Genomic DNA, 17935 nt, shown 5'->3' on the forward strand with positions numbered 1-17935 from the left:
CGAGTTCGGCGATATGTGACAAAGAAACCGGGCGGCGGAAACGGTGCAATTGCCTTACAGAGACGAGCCCAGGAGGAATCGTGGAATCCAGGAAGATTCGGGTCGGTATCGACACCGGCGGAACATTCACCGACGTCGTGGCTGTGGACGAGGAGTCCGGAGCCGTCGTCACCACCAAGACCCCCTCGACGCCTGCCGACCCGGCGCAGGGATTCCTCACCGGAATCGAGAAGGTGCTCGCCAAGCTCGGCGAGACCGGCGACGCGATCGGCGCCGTCAGCCACGGCACCACCGTCGCCACGAACAAACTCCTCGAAGGCAAGGTCGAGAACCTCGGGTTCATCACCACCGAGGGGTACGAGCACGTCCTCGAGATCGCCCGGCAGTCCGTCCCCGACGGCTACGGTAACTCCTACTTCTGGGTCAAGCCCGACCGCATCGTCCCCGCCGACCGCGTCCGCACCATCGGCGGCCGGCTCGCGTTCGACGGCAGCGAGATCCGTCCCCTCGTCGAGGACGACGTCCGCCAGGCCGCCCGCTTCTTCGCCGACCGCGGCATCCGCACCATCGGCGTGTGCCTCATGCACTCCTACGCCAACCCGAGCCACGAGCGCCGCGTCCGGGACATTCTCCTCGAGGAATACCCCGAGGCGACGGTGAGCATCTCCAGCCAGGTGCTGCGCGAGTACCGCGAATACGAGCGGTCCATCACCACGCTCGTCGACGCGGCCGTGAAACCGAACATCCGCAACTACGTGAACAACATCGCGAACCGGCTGCGCGAATTCTCCTCCGACGAGGGCGAGGCCCGCGACATCCCGTTCTACGTGATGAAGTCGAACGGCGGCGTGCTCTCCGCGAAGGAGGTCGTGCACCAGCCCATCACCACGGTGCTGTCCGGCCCGGCGGCCGGCGCGCTCGGTGCCGCGCTCATCGCGAGTGTCGCCGGCGTCGAGCAGGTCCTCACGTGTGACGGCGGCGGAACGTCGACCGACGTCACCGTCGTGGTCCGCGGCGAGCCCGCGCTCACCACCGAGGGCCGGGTGGGCGCGTACCCGTCGAAGATCCCGATGATCGACGTCGTCACCGTCGGCGCAGGCGGCGGCTCCATCGCCTGGCAGACCCCCGAGGGCACGCTGCGCGTCGGACCGCAGTCGGCGGGCGCCGACCCCGGCCCGCTCTGCTACGGCAAGGGCGGCAGCGAGCCGACCATCACCGACGCCCACGTGCTGCTCGGCCGCATCCCACCCCACCTGCTCGGCGGCGAGATCCCCCTCGACACCGAACTGGCCCGCAAGGGCGTCGAGCAGCTCGCGCACCAGCTGAAACTCGACTTCGAGGCCTGCGCCACCGGCATCCTCGAAGTGTCGGCGTGGAACCAGGCCAACGCGCTGCGGCAGATCACGGTCAAGCGCGGCCTCGACGTCCGCGACTTCACCCTGGTCGCGTTCGGCGGCTCCGGGTCGCTGCTCGCCTGCCGGCTCGTCGACATCCTCGGACTCAAGGACGTCCTCGTCCCGCTGAACCCGGGCAACGTGTCCGCGTTCGGACTGCTCACCGTCGACGTCCGCAACGACTACGTGCGGACCCACGTCTGCCGGCACGACCGGCTGGAGATCGCCGAACTGCAGTCGGGGCTGGACGCGCTGGCCGCCGAGGCGGAAATCGCCCTCGCCGACGAGGGCTTCGGGGAGTCGGAGCGCAAGTACGCGCGGTCGGCCGACCTCCGCTACCTCGGCCAGGCGTTCGAGGTGCGCGTGCCCGTCGGCGACGGTCCCGTCACCCCGGAGTTGATGGACGAGGCTGCGGAACGGTTCCACCAGGCGCACAAGGAGCTGTACGGGTACGACTTCCGCGGCGACCCGCATCAGCACGTGGAGTGGGTGAACCTGCGGGTCAGCGGTATCGGCCCGATCAAGCGCCCGACGCTGAACGAGATCGCGGTGGGCACGGGAGCGGAGTCCGCCGTGACCGGCACCCGCCCGGCGTACTTCGACGAATGGGTCACCACCCAGGTCTACGACCGGGCCCAGCTCGGCGCCGGCGACGTGCTCGAGGGCCCCGCGGTGATCGAGGAATTCAGCTCCACCATCCCCGTGCACCCCGGTTTCCGGGCGCGGATCGACACCTTCGGAAACATCCGCATCACCAAGATCGCCGACTCGAACGGAGCGAACCGATGACCGTCACCACCGAACCCGTTGCAGTGCAGGCGGTCAAGCCCTACCGGCTGACACCGGTCGACGGAACGACACCCGACCCGGTGCTCGTGGAGATCGTCGCCGGCTATCTCGCCAGCGTCGAGATGGAGGTCGAGACGTCGATCTCGCGGACCTCCCGCTCCCCGATGATCCGCGACGCGCACGACTTCCGCGCCGGCATCCACGACCGCAACCTCCGGAAGCTCACGGGCCGTTCGTATTCGGCGCTGGTGCACCCGGTGGCGCGGGACTTCCCGCTCGACACCATGAAGCCCGGCGACGTCTACTTCCACAACGACGTCTACCTGTCCGAAGGCGGCATCGGCCACCTCCCCGACCTCTGCGTCACCGTCCCGGTGTTCGCGACCCGGCCGGGCGACACGGAACCGTCCGTCGTCGCGTTCGTGCAGGCGTTCGGCCACCACGACGACATCGGCGGCTGCTGCCCGGGATCGATGCCGTCCGGCGCGACCACGGTGTACGAGGAGGGCCTGATGGTCCCGCCGATCAAGCTGTGGGATCAGGGCGTGCCCAACGAGGCGGCGCTGCGCATCATGACCCGCAACTCGCGGATGCCCGACGCGCTGGCCGCCGACCTCGACGCCGAATGCTCGGCCTGCCTGATGGGCGCCCGGCGTCTCACCGAACTGTTCGAGCGGTACGGCTGCGACACCGTCGAGGCGTGCTTCGACGCGATGATGGACGCGACCACCGAGACGTACCGGCGGGAGATCCTCAGCAAGATCCCGAAGGGCGAGTACACGTGGGAGGACTACGCCGAACACGACGGCGTCGACGAGCCCATGCTGCACCGGCAGCGGATCACGCTCACCAAGACCGGCCCGGAGGACGAGGGCGGCGAACGCCTCATCCTCGACTTCAACGGCACCGGCCCGCAGGCGAAGGGCCCGATCAACCACTGCGGTGACTACGCCGACGGCAACTTCCTCATCAAGTGGCTCGCGCCGATTCTGCGCAACCTCGCCGACAGCCCCGAGCGGATGGCGGAACTCGACGTCAACGAGGGCGTCGTGCCGTTGATCGAGATGAAGTTCCCGGAGAAGGGCACCCTGATCACGCCGATCTTCCCGGCGCCCACCAACGCCCGCACGTTCGTGATCCTGCGGCTGCTCGGTGTGCTCGCCGGTGTCGTCGCGAAGGCCGTCGACGGCAACATGCCCGCCGATCAGGAGACCATCCGCTACACCGGGGTGTACGGCGAGGACTTCGACGGGCACTCGTACCTGATGCGGGAGGTGCTCGGCGGCGGTTCGGGCGGCCGGCACTACGCGGACGGTGAGGACACCATCCACGTCGTTCCCGACTCACGGAACTTGCCGACCGAGTTCACCGAGAGCCGGTTCCCGTTCATCGTCGAGAAGCTGGGCCTGGCGAAGGACTCCGGCGGCGCCGGACGCTACCGCGGCGGCCTGGGCTACGAGAAGCACATCCGGATGCTCAAGGACGCAAACTTCATGTCCATCGCCGACCGCTCGATCCTCTCCTGCTGGGGAGTGAAGGGCGGCAAGGCCGGGCGGCCCTTCTCCGTGGTCCTCGACCCGGGCGGCCCGAACGAGCGCGAGTTCGACGCGCTGACCGACGCCGAACCGATCAAGGCCGGCGAGGTGGTGCGCATCCGCACCACCGGTGGCGGCGGCTGGGGCGATCCCCTCGACCGTCCGATCGAGGAAGTCGTCCGGGACGTGCTGTGGGGCAAGGTGTCCGCGGACGGCGCCCGCGCCGACTACGGTGTGGTGCTGACGTCGTCGAACGGGGAGCCGGTCGTGGACGCCGACGCCACCGAGGCGCTGCGTGAGCAGATGCGCGACAGCCGCGGCCTGGACGAGCCGTTCTTCGACCGCGGTCCCGGTTACGAACGCCTCTCCGGCGGTGCGAAGTTCGCCGAGTTCGACTTCATCGACCGGTGACCCGATGACCGAGTCACTCTCCCGCGGCGCCGGCATCGCCGTCGTCGGCGCCGCGGGGAAGACCGGAGCCGCCGTCGTGACGGCGCTCGACGGACTCGCCGACGTACGCCGGGTGGTGCACACCGCCCGGCGTCCCGGCGATCACGCCGTCGATCTCGAGACCGGGGCGGGTCTGGCCGAGGCGCTGTCGGGGTGCCGGGGCGTGTACTTCATCGCCCCGAATGTGCATCCGGACGAGCCGGCGTTGCTCCGTAACGCGATGGGTGACGCCGCAGACGCGGGTATCGAGCACTTCGTGTACCACTCGGTCGCGTGGCCGTACACCCCGGCGATGCCGCACCACGTCGACAAGGCGCGGTGCGAGGACGAACTCCGGACGTTCGGCGGCCTCCGGTGGACCGTTCTGCAGCCGTGCGCCTACGCGGAGAACTTCGCCGCGGTCCTCGACGGCGCGGCCACCGCGGTCGACGTGCCGTACAGTCCCGACGCCCGGTTCTCGTTCGTACGCCTCACCGACGTCGCGGAGGTGGCCGCCCGCGTCCTCGTCGAAGGCGCGGACGTCCACCACGGCGCCACCTACGAACTCGGCGGCCCGCAGGCCCTCAGCGTGCGGGACCTGTGCGACCGGGCGAGCGGTCCGGTGTCGGTGAAGCAGGTGTCCGTCGACGAGTGGATGTCGCGGCACGGGCAGTCGCTGTCCGAGGACGGTCGCGGCCGGTTGTCGGCGATGTTCGAGTTCTACGACCGGCACGGGTTCACCGCGGGCCACGCGGTGTTCGAGTCGCTGCTCGGCCGCCCACCCAGGTGAGCGGCAAAGCGTGCACGGGCACACTTTGCCGCTCACCTGTCAGACGCCGATCCGGCCGCCCGACTTCCACACCGCCACGACGGCGGGACGCGGCTGGGTGTCGCCGCCGTCGGGCCAGTGCGACGCCGGGTTGTCGGCGCTCGCGTCGTCCAGTTCGCCCGGGTGCTGCACGCACACCGTGACCCGCTCCTCGCTGACGATCGGACCGCACGTCTCGGCGCCCTTGGGCACGGAGAGGAACTGCTTGGTCTCCCCGCGGTTCGCGCCGTCGAGGACGACGCTGAACAGGCCGTCGTTCGACTTCAGCGCGTTGCCGTCGGTGGAGATCCACAGGTTGCCGTGCGGGTCGAACGCCAGGTTGTCGGGGCAGGAGATCGGGCTGACGCTCTCCTTGTCGAACCCGCCGAAGTAGGTGTCGGCCGCCGTCGGGTCGCCGCACACGAGCAGCAGATTCCACGTGAACGCGGTGCCGGCGTGGTCGTCGGTGAGTTCGAGGACCTGGCCGTTCTTGTTGTTGTTCCGCGGGTTGGCCTCGTCGGCCGCCGCCGCGCCGTCGACGCCGCGCTTGGTGTTGTTGGTCAGCGCCACGTACACCTTGCCGGTGGTCGGGCTGGGCTCGAAGTCCTCGGGGCGGTCCATCTTGGTGGCACCGACCTTGTCGCCGGCCTGCCGGGTGAACACCGCCACCTCCTCGGCGCTCATGCCGTCGACGAGCGACTCGCCGCGGCCGTCCTCACCGGTGCGCAGCAGCGGGATCCACTCACCGGTGCCGTCGAACGTGCCGCTCGCCGGCAGCGCCCCGGACCCGTCGATCTGGTCGGCGGAGTTGCCGGCGAACTTCGCGACGTACAGCGTGCCCGCGTCGAGCAGCGTCATGTTGTTGCGGACGGCGGCCTGGCTGTTGCCGTCCATCATCTTCCGGCTGGAGACGAACTTGTACATGTAGTCGAAGCGTTCGTCGTCGCCGCTGTACGCCACGACGGTGCCGTCGTCGGTGACGTGGATGGTGGCGGCCTCGTGCTTGAACCGGCCCAGCGCGGTGTGCTTGACGGGTGCGGACGTCGCGTCCCACGGGTTGACCTCGACGACCCAGCCGAAGCGGTTGACCTCGTTCGGCTCCTGGGCGAGGTCGAAACGCTTGTCGAAACGCTCCCACTTACGTTCGGACGCAGCGCCTTCCACGCCGTACCGCTTCAGCCGCGCGGCGACGGCGGGGTCGGTGACCAGTTCGGCGTTCGCGAAGTACTGGTTGAAGTTCTCCTCGCCCGACAACACCGTGCCCCACGGGGTGACGCCACCGGAACAGTTGTTGAGCGTGCCGAGCACCTTCGTGCCCGTCGGGTCCGCGGACGTCTTCAGGAAGTCGCTGCCCGCGGCGGGACCGGTGACGACGAATTCCGTCGTCGCCGTGATGCGCCGGTTGTACGGTCCGAAGTCGGGAGTGAGCGCACCCGAGCCGGATTCACCCTTCACCTGCACCACAGACAGTCCGTGGGCGGCGAGCGCCGTCTGGAACTGCTCCGGTGACGGGTTCTCGGCGTCGTAACCCTTGAACATGAACGGCTCGGTGGTGTACTCGTGGTTGACCACCAGCAGGAAGGTGTTCGGCTGCCCCTCGACCGGCAGCAGTCCGGCGAAGTCGTTGTTGAACCCGAACTGCTGCGCCTGCGCCTGGGCGGTCTGATTGTCGAAGTCGAATGCGGGAGCCCCGGGCAGCACCGGATCGCCCCAGCGGATCACGACGGCCTGCTCGTACCCCTCGGGGACGACGACGGCGTCCTCGGTGTTGGGGGCGACGGCGCCGAAGTTCGTTCCCGCCGGGGTGACACCGTCCGAACCGGCCGTGCCGGGGGCGCTTCCGCTGCCGGAGTCGTCGGAGCAGGCCACCAGCGCGCTGCCTGCGCCGACGGCGAGGACGGCCATCCCCGTCCCGCGCAGCATTCCGCGCCTTGACAGGGCGGTGCGGGCGATGTCGCGAAAATACTCGCCGTGCGAGGTGTTGGGCACGTCGTGGGAGCACGCGTTTCCGCATTTGTACTGGCAGGTGACGGAAGCGCGCGAGGACGCGCCGTCATGGTTGACGAACAGTGCGAGGGGTTTCAAACTCACCGTGGCTCCCGATTCGAATGCGGACAACTCCGGCACCGTAGAAGTTGCAAGCGAGGGAAAGGGAACGTATGTGTGAACGCGCGGACAACGAGGCGACCCTAAGTCTGGAGTGATTTACGTCTAGCCAGCAGCCCGGACGGCGTGCACGATGGATAGATGGACGCCGTCGATGCGCTGCGGGAAATTGCGTTCTGGCTCGAGCGTTCGCGCGACGAGGGACCCAGGATCGGTGCCTTCCGACGGGCGGCCGATGTGCTCGAGTTCTCGACCGTCGAGGAGCGGGAAGCCCTGGCGGCGAACGGCTGGGTATATCTGCCCGACATCGGTCCCGAGGCGGCCGCGATCATCCGTGAGTGCGCCGATGCGGTGCCGCTGTACCTGACGTATCTGCGTGGTTCCGCGGAGCCGATCGGGCTGGGCGGAAAGGAACTGCTCGAGGCTCTCCGCGGCGACCTGCACACCCATTCGGATTGGTCGGACGGCCGGTGCCAGCTCCGGGAAATGATGCGGCGCGCAGCCGCGCTGGGGCACGACTACTGCGCGATCACCGACCACTCGCCGCGGCTGACGGTCGCGAACGGGCTGTCGTCGGAGCAACTGCTCGTCCAATTGAATCTGGTCGCCGAACTGAACGTCGAGCTGGCGCCGTTCCGGGTGCTCACCGGCATCGAGGTCGACATCCTCGACGACGGCTCCCTCGACCAGGACGACGACCTGCTCGCCGAACTGGACATCGTGGTCGCGAGCGTGCACTCGCACCTGGACACCGACCGGGCGACGACGACCAAGCGGATGCTGCAGGCGGTCAAGTCCCCGCACGTCGACGTGCTCGGGCACTGCACCGGCCGGCTCGTCGAGGGGGTCCGGGGACCGCGGCCCGAATCGAAGTTCGACGCGGAACGGGTGTTCGACGCGTGCCGGGAGTACGGCACCGCGGTGGAGATCAACTCCCGCCCCGAGCGTCGCGACCCGCCGGGACGGCTGATCGACCTCGCACTGAACAGCGGCTGCAAGTTCTCCATCGACACCGACGCGCACACCACCGGGCACCTCGCCTGGCAGGGCTACGCGTGCGAGCGCGCCGCCGAACGCGGAGTCGAGCCGTCGGATGTGATCAACACCCTGCCCGTGGCCGAGTTGCTGGAGTGGACCGGCGCGCCGATTCGGCAATGATCCGGGTCGTGCTGATCGCGGCCGAGGTGGCCGCCCTGCTGATCGGCGCCGCGTGGGTGCTGCAGCGAAAACTGATCTACTACCCCGACACCACCCCGGTGCCACCCGCAGGCCGGCTGATCGCCGGGGGGGAGGACGTCAGGCTGACCACGTCGGACGGCCTCGAACTCGGTGCCTGGTACGTCCCGCCCGCGGTCGGCGAGCCGCGCATGACCGTCCTCGTGGCCGCCGGGAACGCCGGCAACCGGGCCGACCGGGCGCTACTCGCCTCGGACCTCGCCGCCGCGGGTTTTGCCACGCTGCTCTTCGACTACCGCGGGTACGGCGGCAACCCCGGTCACCCCAGCGAGGAGGGGCTGGCACTCGACGTCCGGGCCGCTCGCCGGCACCTCGTCGACGAGCGTCGGGTGCCGCCGGAGCGGCTGCTCTACTTCGGGGAAAGCCTCGGCACCGGCGTCGTCACCGAACTCGCCACCGAGCATCCGCCCGCGGGCCTGCTGCTCCGATCCCCCTTCGTCGACCTCGCCGACGTCGGCCGGGCGCACTACCCGTTCCTGCCGGTCGGACTGCTGCTGCGCGACCGTTTTCCCGTCGCCGAGTTCGTCGCCCGCATCGACGTGCCCGTCACCGTGGTCTACGGGACGGCGGACACCATCGTCCCGCCGGACCAGAGCGCCCGCGTCGCCGAAGCGGCCGGCGACGTCCACACCGTCGTGCTCGCCGGCGCGGGGCACAACGATGACGTCATGTTCGGCGGCCCGGAGATCGTCCGCGTCGCCGTCGAACTGGCGCTCCGCGCCCCGTGAGCCTTTTTGGTTGTTCCAGCTACCAGAAAGGCTCACGGGTGCGTCAGCGCACGATCACCACGTCCAGCGTCCGGGGACCGTGCACGCCTTCGACGCGGTTGAGTTCGATGTCACTGGTGGCGCTGGGACCGCTGATGAACGTCAGCGGTGCGGTCGCGTCGAGGGTCTGGAAGGCCTGCGGCACGGTGTCGACGATCTGGTCGGTGCGCACGATGCAGATGTGGTGATCCGGGACCAGGGTCAGCGCCCGGCGTCCCTGACCTGCGCCGCCGTCGAGCACGATGGTCCCGGTGGCGGCGATCCCGAGGGTGCAGCCGGTGACGACCACGTCGACGGCGTCGAGTTCGAGCGTCGACAGTTCGGCGGGTGCGCCGTCGACGACGACGTCACCGCGCGGCCGCCACGACTGCGGCAGGTCCGGTGGGACGACGGCCCGCTTCCCTTCCGCGATGAGTCCGGTGACGATCTCGGCGACGGTGCTCGTGTCGGCGCGGTGGACCTGTGCGCGGTAGTCGTCGACGGTGTGGGCGAACAACTCGACGTCGCCGGGGCCGGACGCGGGCTCGCGGTAGTAGTCGCGGGGAACGGGTTCGGGGGCCGGCGCGTCGGCGAGCGCCGACCGGATCCGGGACAGTATCTCTGCGCGTGCGGTCATCGTGTCGTGTCCTCGTGTGTGCGGGCCCACCATTGTCGGAACGTTTCCTTCGGTGGGGCGGGCAGGTCGCGGCTCGCGGTCCATTTCGACGCCGGGTACGGCAGCGACGTGATGCGTCCCGACCGGCCGCCCAGCACCCGGCCGACCTTGGCCGCCGACTCGGCGGCGGCGAACCGTTTCTCCGACCCCATCACGAAGCCGGCGGCCTTCATCGCGAGGTCCTGGCCGCCGGGCAGTCCGTGCCGTTCGGAGTCGACCTGTTCCGCGCGCAGGTGCACGAGAATGCTGGGGATGTCGATGCGGACCGGGCAGGCGTCGAAGCAGGCGCCGCACAGGGTGGAGGCGTAGGGCAGTGACGCGTTCGGGTCGTCGTGACCGGTGGTCCCGGTGAGTTGCGGGCTGAGGATCGCGCCGATCGGCCCGGGGTAGACCGACCCGTACGCGTGCCCGCCCGCCCGCTCGTACACGGGGCACACGTTCAGGCAGGCGCTGCAGCGGATGCAGTGCAGCGCGGACCGCCCGGTCTCGTCCGCGAGGACGTTGGTGCGACCGTTGTCGAGGAGGACGACGTGGAAGTTCTGCGGGCCGTCGCCGGGATGCACCCCGGTCCACATGGAGGTGTACGGGTTCATCCGCTCGGCGGTGGACGACCGCGGCAGCAGTTGCATGAACACCTCGAGGTCGGTGAACGTGGGGACCAGTTTCTCGATGCCCATGAGGGTGATGAGCGTGTCGGGGAGGGTCAGGCACATGCGTCCGTTGCCCTCCGACTCCACCACCGCGAGGGTCCCGGTCTCCGCGACCCCGAAGTTCGCGCCGCTGATCGCGACCTTGGCGGACAGGAACTTTCGCCGCAGGTGTGCCCGCGCGGCCATCGCCAGCGCCCGGGGGTCGTCGGTGATGTCCTTGTCGACGCCCGGCATCGCGTTCAGGAAGATCTCGCGGATTTCGGCGCGGTTGCGGTGGATGGCGGGAACGAGGATGTGGCTCGGTTTGTCCTCGCCGAGTTGGACGATGAGTTCGGCGAGGTCGGTTTCGATCGCCGCGATCCCGTTCTCCTCGAGATGCTCGTTGAGGCCGGTCTCCTGCGTGGCCATCGATTTGACCTTCACCACCTCGTCGGAGCCGGTGGCCCGGACGAGGCCGGTGATGATCCGGTTCGCCTCCTCCGCGTCGCGCGCCCAGTGGACGGTGCCGCCGCGGGCGGTGACGTTCTCCTCGAACTGCACGAGCAGTTCGGGGAGCCGGGCCATCACGTCCGCCTTCAGGGCGCTGCCGGCCCGGCGCAGTTCCTCCCAGTCGTCGACCTCGGCGACCGCGGCGATCCGTTTGTTGCGGATGGTGGTGGTCGCGGCGCCGAGATTGGCACGCAATTGCGTGTCGGTGAGCGCCTTCCGGGCGGCGTCGGGGAAAGATTCTGTGCCCCGGATGTTTCCGGTGCCGGCGTGGAAGGTGGGTGAGCCGAGGAACGTGGTCATGCGTTGCTCCCGATCTTCTCGGTGCTCGCCAGGATCTCGGCGAGGTGGACGGTGCGGACCCCGCTGCGCAGCCGGGACAACCCGCCGCCGATGTGCATCAGGCAGGACGAGTCGCCCGCGCTGCACACCTCGGCGCCGGTGGACAGGACGTTGCCCATCTTGTCGGCGAGCATCGCGGTCGACGTCTCGGAGTTCTTCAGCGCGAACGTTCCGCCGAAACCGCAACAGGATTCGGCCGCGGGCAGCTCGATCAGGGTCATTCCCCGCACCGCGCGCAGCAGTTGCAGCGGTTTGTCGGCGACGCGCAGCATCCGCAGCGAGTGGCACGTCGGGTGGTACGTCACCCGGTGCGGATAGTAGGCGCCGACGTCGGTGACACCGAGGACGTCGACGAGCAGTTCCGACAGCTCGTACGTCCGGGACGCGACGTCCTCGGCGCGGGTCGCGAGCGATTCGTCCCCGTACCGGCGGGCGACCATCGCGTGCTGGTGCCGGACGGATCCGACGCACGAACCGGATGGGGCCACCGCGACGTCCCACGACGGTCCGCTCTCGAACGCCTCCACGTGGTGACGGACGAGCGGCAGCGCCTCGGCCTGGTAGCCGGTGTTGACGTGCATCTGCCCGCAGCACGTCTGCTTCGGCGGGAACACGACCTCGTGTCCGAGCCGCTCGAGGAGGCGGACCGTGGCGGTGGCGGATTCGGGGAACAGGGCATCCGCCAGGCAGGTGGCGAACAGGGCGATTCTCATCGGGTACTCCAACCGGGCTGGGCTGTGGTCTGACCACAGTAGCGCACTGTGGTCAGACCACACCAGGTAAACTTCGGTCGTGCGCACACACGAGGTCGTCCTGCACCGCATCGAGCAGGATCTGGCGGCCGGCAAACTCACCGTCGGGGGTCGTCTGCCGGCCGAGCGCGCACTCGCCGAGGAACTGGGCGTCGGACGCTCGTCCGTCCGCGAGGCCATGCGCGTGCTCGAGGCGATGGGCATCGTCCGCACCGCCGTCGGCTCCGGACCGGACGCGGGCGCGATCGTCGCCGCCGACCCGGCCGCGTCCATCGGCGCGGCCCTGCGACTGCACATGGCGACGCGCACCCTGCCGATCCGCGACGTCGTCCAGACGCGCACGCTGCTCGAGTCGTGGGCGGTGCAGGAGGCCGCCGGGCAGTCCGGTGACCTCGACTTCTCGGCCATCGACGCGCTGCTCGACGCGATGGACGACGAGGACCTGTCCCCGGAGGCGTTCCACCGCCTCGACGCCGACCTGCACGTCGCGATGGCCGGACTCGCAGGCAACGTCCTCGTCGAGGCGATGATGGTCTCGCTCCGCGACTCCATCCACGGCTACGTCATCCAGGCGGTTCCACTGCTCGACGACTGGCCCGCGGTCGCGACCCACCTCCGCTGCGAGCACCGCGGCATCGTCGCAGCCCTCCGCGGCGGACGCGGCGCCGAGGCCGCCGGCCTGGTGCGCGAGCACATCGAGGGGTTCTACGGGCTGATCCGCTAGGCGCTTCGCGCCCGTGCGCCTTTCTGGTTGCGCCAACTACCAAAAAGGCGCACGAGCACGGAGTGCCTCAGTACGCCTCGAGGATCTGCGCCTCGGCGTCTTCGAGGTAGGTCTTGAGCAGCTGACCTGCGGCTTCGGTGTTGCCCGCGACGAGGGCGTCGTAGATCTCGTGGTTGCGGGTGAGGTACGGCCCGTGGAAGCGGTGGGCGTCGTCCATGACGTGGAAGACGAGCCGCGCCTCGTTCCAGACGCTGCGCATGAGTTCGTCGATGCGGTTGCTGTTGTTGAGGCTCGCGAGGGCGCTGTGGAAGTAGATGTCGGCGGTGCCGACGCCGGTCCAGTCCTCGACGGCGAACCGCTCGTCGGCCAGGTTCAGGGCCTCGGCGACGCCGGACAGGTCGCCGGTCTCGGGGTCGAATCCGTTGACGCCGGCGCATTCGACGACGCGCCGGCAGATGTAGAGCTCGGTGATGTCCTCGGCGGTGGGTACGCGGACGAAGACGCCGCGGTTGAGTTCGTGCGCGACGAGTCGGTCTTCGATGAGGATCTGGAAGGCCTCGCGGACGGTGTTGCGGGAGACGTCGAGGGCGGCGCAGATGTCGGGTTCGGACAGTCGCGCCCCTGGTTGGAACGTTCCGTCGATGATGGCGTCCCGCAGAATGCCCGCGACCCGGGTGGTCCTGCTGGTGCGTTCGAGCAGGCCGCGGTGAGCGGCCAGGCGGGAATGCGCATCGCCGCGAAGGGCATTCGAGCTGGTCAAGTCCACTCCTCAGGATTCGATCTCGACCGCAATCATAGTTGTCAGCTCGGTTCCGCAATTTCTTCCAGGATAACAATCCCCCCGAGGTATTGCAGGATCGTTGAACGATTTGTACCGTGATGGGAGTTACATCGGATTCTTCGAGCAGTTACATCCCTTCTTCAGGCGAGGTGCCATGACCACAGATACACAGACCGAGGTCGCGCAGGCGCGCCCCTTCGACTGGTTCCGCACCCTCGGGCCGAAGGGAAAAAGAGCGTTCGTCGGCGCGTTCGGCGGATACGGGCTCGACTCCTACGACTTCCAGGTCCTGCCGCTCGGCCTCGCGGCCATCGCCGCCTACTTCGGCCTCACCACCGGTCAGGCAGGCCTGCTGACCACGGTCACGCTGGTGGTGTCCGCGCTCGGCGGCGCCCTCGCCGGCATCCTCGTCGACAAGATCGGCCGGGTCCGCACCCTGCAGGTCACCGTCGCGACGTACACGATCTTCACGGTGCTGTGCGGCTTCGCGCAGAACTTCGAGACGCTGCTGATCTTCCGCGCCTTCCAGGGCCTCGGCTTCGGCGGTGAGTGGGCGGCAGGCGCGATCCTCGTCGCCGAATACGCCCGCGCCGAGTACCGCGGCCGAGCCGTCGCCTTCGTGCAGAGCGCGTGGGCCGTCGGCTGGGCGCTGGCCGTGATCGTCTACACCGTCGTCTTCCAGCTGTTCAATCCCGACGTCGCGTGGCGCGTGCTGTTCTTCACCGGTGTGCTGCCCGCCTTCCTCATAATCTGGGTTCGCCGGAATCTGAAGGACCCCGAGGTCGTCACGGAGCGCCGCGAGTCCGCGGGCAAGCAGACGGGCTCGTTCGCCGCCATCTTCCGCGGCGGACTGCTCCGCACCACGGTGTTCGCGTCGCTGCTCGCCACCGGTGTGCAGGGCGGCTACTACACGCTGGCGTCCTGGCTGCCGACGTTCCTCAAGACCTCCCGCGGACTCGACGTCGTCGGCACCGGCGGCTACCTGGCGATCCTCATCTCCGGCGCGTTCCTCGGCTACGTCAGCGGCGGCATCCTCACCGACAAGCTGGGCCGCAAGCGGACCATGCAGTTGTTCGCGTTCCTGTCGGCGATCTTCATGGTCGGCTACACCCAGGTGCCCGAGGGCGCGAATACGCTGATCCTGATCCTGGGCTTCCCGCTCGGCTTCTGCACGTCGGCGATCTTCAGCGGATTCGGATCATTCCTGTCCGAGCTGTACCCGACGCAGTCCCGCGGCACCGGCCAGGGCTTCACGTACAACTTCGGCCGCGCGGTCGGCGCCGTGTTCCCCGCCGTCGTCGGTTTCCTGGCCGCCACCCAGCTGGGTATCGGCGGCGCGATGATCTTCGGCGCGCTCGGCTACGCCATCGCCGTGTTCGCCCTGTTCTTCCTCCCCGAGACCCGCGGGAGCGAACTTGCCTGACTCGCCGACCGACCTCCGCTCCGCGTTCCGCTCGGGACGCGTCACTCCGACCGCCGGTCTGGCGCCCGGATTCGCGCAGACGAATCTCATCGCCGTCCCGCAGGACTGGGCGTACGACGTGCTGCTGTTCACCCAGCGCAACCCGAAGCCGTGCCCCGTCCTCGACGTCGGCGACCCCGGCTCCCGGACGACGATGCTCGCCCCCGGCGCCGACATCACCACGGACCTGCCTCTGTACCGGGTGTGGAAGGACGGCGAACTCGCGGACGAGACCACGGACGTGTCCTCGCTGTGGCGCGACGACCTCGTCGCGTTCCACATCGGGTGCAGCTTCACGTTCGAGCACCCGGTGGCCGCGGCCGGGGTGCCGCTCCGGCACGTCGAGCAGGGCAGCAACGTCCCGATGTACGTCACCGACCGCGAGTGCAGGCCCGCCGGGCGGGTCAGCGGACCGATGGTCGTGTCGATGCGACCCGTCCCCGAACACCAGGTGGCGCTCGCGGCGGCGATCTCGGCGCGGATGCCCGCCGTCCACGGCGGGCCCGTGCACGTCGGTGATCCCGCGGAACTCGGAATCGCCGATCTCGCGGCCCCGGACTTCGGCGATCCGGTGAACTTCGAGCCCGGCGACGTCCCGATGTTCTGGGCCTGTGGGGTCACCCCGCAGGCGGCGGTGATGGCGTCCCGGTTGCCGTTCGCGATCACCCACGCACCCGGGTACATGCTGATCACCGACACCCCGGACAGCGAGTACGTCCTGGAGGTCCCCGATGCGCGTTGACCTGAACTGCGACCTCGGCGAGGGCTTCGGGCAGTGGACGCTGGCCGACGACGAGGCCCTCCTCGACGTCGTCACCAGCGCGAACATCGCGTGCGGGTTTCACGCGGGCGATCCGATGATCATCCGCAAGGCCTGCGAGAGCGCGGCCGGGCGAGGCGTCGCGATCGGGGCGCATGTGGGGTTCCGGGATCTGGCCGGATTCGGCCGGCGGGAACTGGCGGTGTCGCCCGCGGATCTGCGCGACGAGACGCTGTACCAGATCGGTGCGCTCGCCGGGTTCGCCCGCGCCGCCGGATCCTCGGTGACGTACGTCAAACCGCATGGTGCGCTCTACAATTCCGCGGCACTCGACTTCGAGCGGGCCGATGCGATCGCGTCGGCCATCGACGAGTTCGCCGAGCCGCTCACGCTGATGGGACCACCCGGATCGCAGTTGCAGCGGGCCGCGGAGGCGCACGGCATCGAGTTCGTCGCCGAAGGGTTCGCCGACCGCCGCTACACCGCCGCGGGCACGCTGACCCCGCGCTCGGTGCCCGGCGCCGTCATCGACGATCCCGACGTCGCCGCCGCCCAGGCCGTGCGGATGGTGTCGACCGGAACGGTGGAGTCGATCGACGGGGGCGACGTCGCGGTGGCGGTGCGCAGCATCTGCGTGCACGGCGACACGCCCGGATCCGTGCACACCGCGCGCCGGGTCCGTCACGCCCTGGAGAGCGCCGACGTCACGCTCGGATCCTTCACATGACCACCCCCACCCGGATCCTCCCGGCCGGCGATCGGGCCCTGCTCGTCGAACTCGACTCGGAACCCCTGGTCGTGTCGCTGACCGAACGCCTGCGCCGGACACCGGTTCCCGGCATGGAGGACGTGCTGCCCGCGGCGCGCACGGTGCTCGTCACCGCCACACCGCGGACCGACCTCGACGAGGTGCGCCGCGCCCTGCGGACGTTGACCGTCGACCTCGAGGCGCACGACCACACCGGCGTCCCCGAATCGGAACCGGTCACCATCCCGGTCCGCTACGACGGCGCCGATCTCGCCGACGTCGCCGACCTTCTGCGGATGAGCCGCGAGGACGTGATCGCCGCCCACACCGCGGCCACCTGGCGCTGTGTATTCATCGGATTCGCACCGGGTTTCGCCTACCTGAGTTGCGGCGACGACCGGCTCACCGTGCCCCGGCGCGCGCAGTCCCGCACCGTGGTGCCCGCCGGGTCCGTGGCCCTCGCCGGCGGCTACGGCGCGGTGTATCCGCGGTCCTCACCCGGCGGATGGCAGATCATCGGAACCACGGACTCCCCGATGTGGAACCTCGACGCGCAACCCCCGGCGCTGCTGCAGCCGGGACGTCGCGTCCGATTCGTCGACGAGGAAACGCTGTGAGTGAACTCGAAGTACTTGAAGCGGGTCCGCTCAGCCTGATCCAGGACCTCGGCCGCCCCGGCTACCTGAGTTCGGGTGTCGGCATGTCCGGCGCCGCCGACCGCGGGTCCGCGAGGCTCGCGAATCGGCTGGTCGGCAACGACGAGAACGGCGCGTGCATCGAGGTGCTGATGGGCGGTCTCGCCCTGCGGGCACGGGCTGTGACGACCGTCGCCGTCACCGGTGCCCCCACCACGGCGCTGCTCGACGGTATCCCGATGGGTCACGCGAGCGTCATCGTGATGGAGCCGGGGCAGACGCTGCGGTTGCAGTACGCGCAGGTCGGGCTGCGCAGCTACGTGGGGGTTCGCGGTGGCCTCGCGGTGCCGGACGTGCTCGGCTCCCGCAGCACCGACACCCTCTCCGGGATCGGACCGGAAGCGTTGAAGCCCAACGACATTCTGCCCGTCGGCACGTGGACGAGGAACTTCCCCAACGTCGACGTCGCACCCCTCGCCTCGATGGACCCGGGACCGCTGTCGGTGCGCGTCATCGGCGGCCCCCGCGACGACTGGTTCACCAACCCGGACGCGCTGACCACCGGTGCGTGGGCGGTCTCCCCGGACACCGACCGCATCGGCGCCCGCCTGAACCGGCACGCCGGCGCACCCGCCCTGCAGCGGACGTCCGAGGCCGAACTCCCCACCGAGGGCGTCGCACTCGGGTCCATCCAGGTTCCGCCGAGCGGGCAGCCCGTCGTGTTCCTCGCGGACCATCCCATCTCCGGCGGTTACCCCGTCATCGGCGTCGTCGTCGACGAGGACATCGACCGGATCGCCCAGGCCCGCCCAGGCCAACTGATTCGCTTCACCACTGCGTGATCGGCTTCGCGCCGATCCCACTACAGGAGATCAC

At 69.4% G+C, this 17935-nt stretch carries 16 protein-coding genes; 11 read left to right on the forward strand and 5 right to left on the reverse strand.

Features of this window, described 5'->3' with window-relative positions:
- Nucleotides 1-80 precede the first annotated feature (80 nt).
- The 3 genes from CA951_RS33010 to CA951_RS33020 are packed head-to-tail and all read left to right on the forward strand — an operon-like array spanning nt 81 to nt 4937.
- Nucleotides 81-2183, forward strand: coding sequence for a hydantoinase/oxoprolinase family protein (locus tag CA951_RS33010; RefSeq protein WP_087560883.1), 2103 nt, complete (start codon nt 81-83; stop codon nt 2181-2183).
- The gene (locus tag CA951_RS33015) at nt 2180-4129 is read left to right on the forward strand and encodes a hydantoinase B/oxoprolinase family protein (RefSeq protein ID WP_087560884.1); all 1950 of its coding nucleotides are present in this window, start codon (nt 2180-2182) and stop codon (nt 4127-4129) included. The genes CA951_RS33010 and CA951_RS33015 overlap by 4 nt, the downstream gene beginning before the upstream one ends.
- Nucleotides 4130-4133: 4 nt before the next feature.
- Nucleotides 4134-4937 carry an NmrA family NAD(P)-binding protein gene (locus tag CA951_RS33020; protein WP_087560885.1) on the forward strand — a complete coding sequence of 268 codons (804 nt, stop codon included), beginning with the start codon at nt 4134-4136 and terminating at the stop codon, nt 4935-4937.
- A 39-nt stretch (nt 4938-4976) separates the two neighbouring features.
- Here the strand turns inward: CA951_RS33020 and CA951_RS33025 are convergent, their stop codons facing one another.
- Entirely contained in the window at nt 4977-7046 is a 2070-nt protein-coding gene (locus CA951_RS33025) for a PhoX family phosphatase (protein WP_087560886.1), read from the reverse strand.
- Between the two features lie 156 nt (nt 7047-7202).
- Here CA951_RS33025 and CA951_RS33030 point away from each other — a divergent pair, with 156 nt between their 5' ends.
- Nucleotides 7203-8219 (forward strand): PHP domain-containing protein, encoded by a 1017-nt coding sequence (locus CA951_RS33030; RefSeq protein WP_087560887.1) that lies wholly within the window; start codon nt 7203-7205, stop codon nt 8217-8219.
- The gene (locus CA951_RS33035; protein WP_087560913.1) at nt 8216-9025 is read left to right on the forward strand and encodes an alpha/beta hydrolase; all 810 of its coding nucleotides are present in this window, start codon (nt 8216-8218) and stop codon (nt 9023-9025) included. The genes CA951_RS33030 and CA951_RS33035 overlap by 4 nt, the downstream gene beginning before the upstream one ends.
- A gap of 43 nt (nt 9026-9068) precedes the next feature.
- On the opposite strand, the gene CA951_RS33040 is transcribed toward CA951_RS33035, so the two are convergent.
- Genes CA951_RS33040 through CA951_RS33050 form a run of 3 tightly spaced genes read right to left on the reverse strand, consistent with a single transcriptional unit; the run spans nt 9069 to nt 11910 of the window.
- The gene (locus CA951_RS33040) at nt 9069-9680 is read right to left on the reverse strand and encodes a lactate utilization protein C (protein WP_087560888.1); all 612 of its coding nucleotides are present in this window, start codon (nt 9678-9680) and stop codon (nt 9069-9071) included.
- Nucleotides 9677-11158 carry a LutB/LldF family L-lactate oxidation iron-sulfur protein gene (locus tag CA951_RS33045; protein ID WP_087560889.1) on the reverse strand — a complete coding sequence of 494 codons (1482 nt, stop codon included), beginning with the start codon at nt 11156-11158 and terminating at the stop codon, nt 9677-9679. Before CA951_RS33045 ends, CA951_RS33040 begins: the two co-directional genes overlap by 4 nt.
- Entirely contained in the window at nt 11155-11910 is a 756-nt protein-coding gene (locus CA951_RS33050; RefSeq protein WP_087560890.1) for a (Fe-S)-binding protein, read from the reverse strand. The genes CA951_RS33045 and CA951_RS33050 overlap by 4 nt, the downstream gene beginning before the upstream one ends.
- A 79-nt stretch (nt 11911-11989) precedes the next feature.
- Here CA951_RS33050 and CA951_RS33055 point away from each other — a divergent pair, with 79 nt between their 5' ends.
- Nucleotides 11990-12673 carry a FadR/GntR family transcriptional regulator gene (locus CA951_RS33055; RefSeq protein ID WP_087560891.1) on the forward strand — a complete coding sequence of 228 codons (684 nt, stop codon included), beginning with the start codon at nt 11990-11992 and terminating at the stop codon, nt 12671-12673.
- Between the two features lie 67 nt (nt 12674-12740).
- Here the strand turns inward: CA951_RS33055 and CA951_RS33060 are convergent, their stop codons facing one another.
- On the reverse strand, nt 12741-13439 hold the full coding sequence (locus tag CA951_RS33060; RefSeq protein WP_087560892.1) for a GntR family transcriptional regulator: 699 nt from the start codon (nt 13437-13439) through the stop codon (nt 12741-12743).
- 103 nt (nt 13440-13542) lie between these two features.
- On the opposite strand from CA951_RS33060, the gene CA951_RS33065 reads away from it, so the two are divergent.
- Genes CA951_RS33065 through CA951_RS33085 form a run of 5 tightly spaced genes read left to right on the forward strand, consistent with a single transcriptional unit; the run spans nt 13543 to nt 17901 of the window.
- Nucleotides 13543-14877, forward strand: a complete 1335-nt coding sequence (locus CA951_RS33065) for an MFS transporter (protein WP_256974195.1) — start codon at nt 13543-13545, stop codon at nt 14875-14877.
- Nucleotides 14870-15658, forward strand: coding sequence for a putative hydro-lyase (locus tag CA951_RS33070; RefSeq protein WP_087560893.1), 789 nt, complete (start codon nt 14870-14872; stop codon nt 15656-15658). Before CA951_RS33065 ends, CA951_RS33070 begins: the two co-directional genes overlap by 8 nt.
- Nucleotides 15648-16403: a LamB/YcsF family protein gene (locus tag CA951_RS33075; RefSeq protein ID WP_087560894.1), complete on the forward strand. Its 756-nt coding sequence runs from the start codon at nt 15648-15650 to the stop codon at nt 16401-16403. Before CA951_RS33070 ends, CA951_RS33075 begins: the two co-directional genes overlap by 11 nt.
- Nucleotides 16400-17041 carry an allophanate hydrolase subunit 1 gene (locus CA951_RS33080; RefSeq protein WP_087560895.1) on the forward strand — a complete coding sequence of 214 codons (642 nt, stop codon included), beginning with the start codon at nt 16400-16402 and terminating at the stop codon, nt 17039-17041. The genes CA951_RS33075 and CA951_RS33080 overlap by 4 nt, the downstream gene beginning before the upstream one ends.
- Nucleotides 17038-17901, forward strand: a complete 864-nt coding sequence (locus CA951_RS33085) for a biotin-dependent carboxyltransferase family protein (RefSeq protein WP_087560896.1) — start codon at nt 17038-17040, stop codon at nt 17899-17901. Before CA951_RS33080 ends, CA951_RS33085 begins: the two co-directional genes overlap by 4 nt.
- Nucleotides 17902-17935: the final 34 nt, after the last annotated feature.

The organism is Rhodococcus sp. NCIMB 12038 (assembly GCF_002165735.1).
Taxonomy (GTDB): domain Bacteria; phylum Actinomycetota; class Actinomycetes; order Mycobacteriales; family Mycobacteriaceae; genus Rhodococcus_F.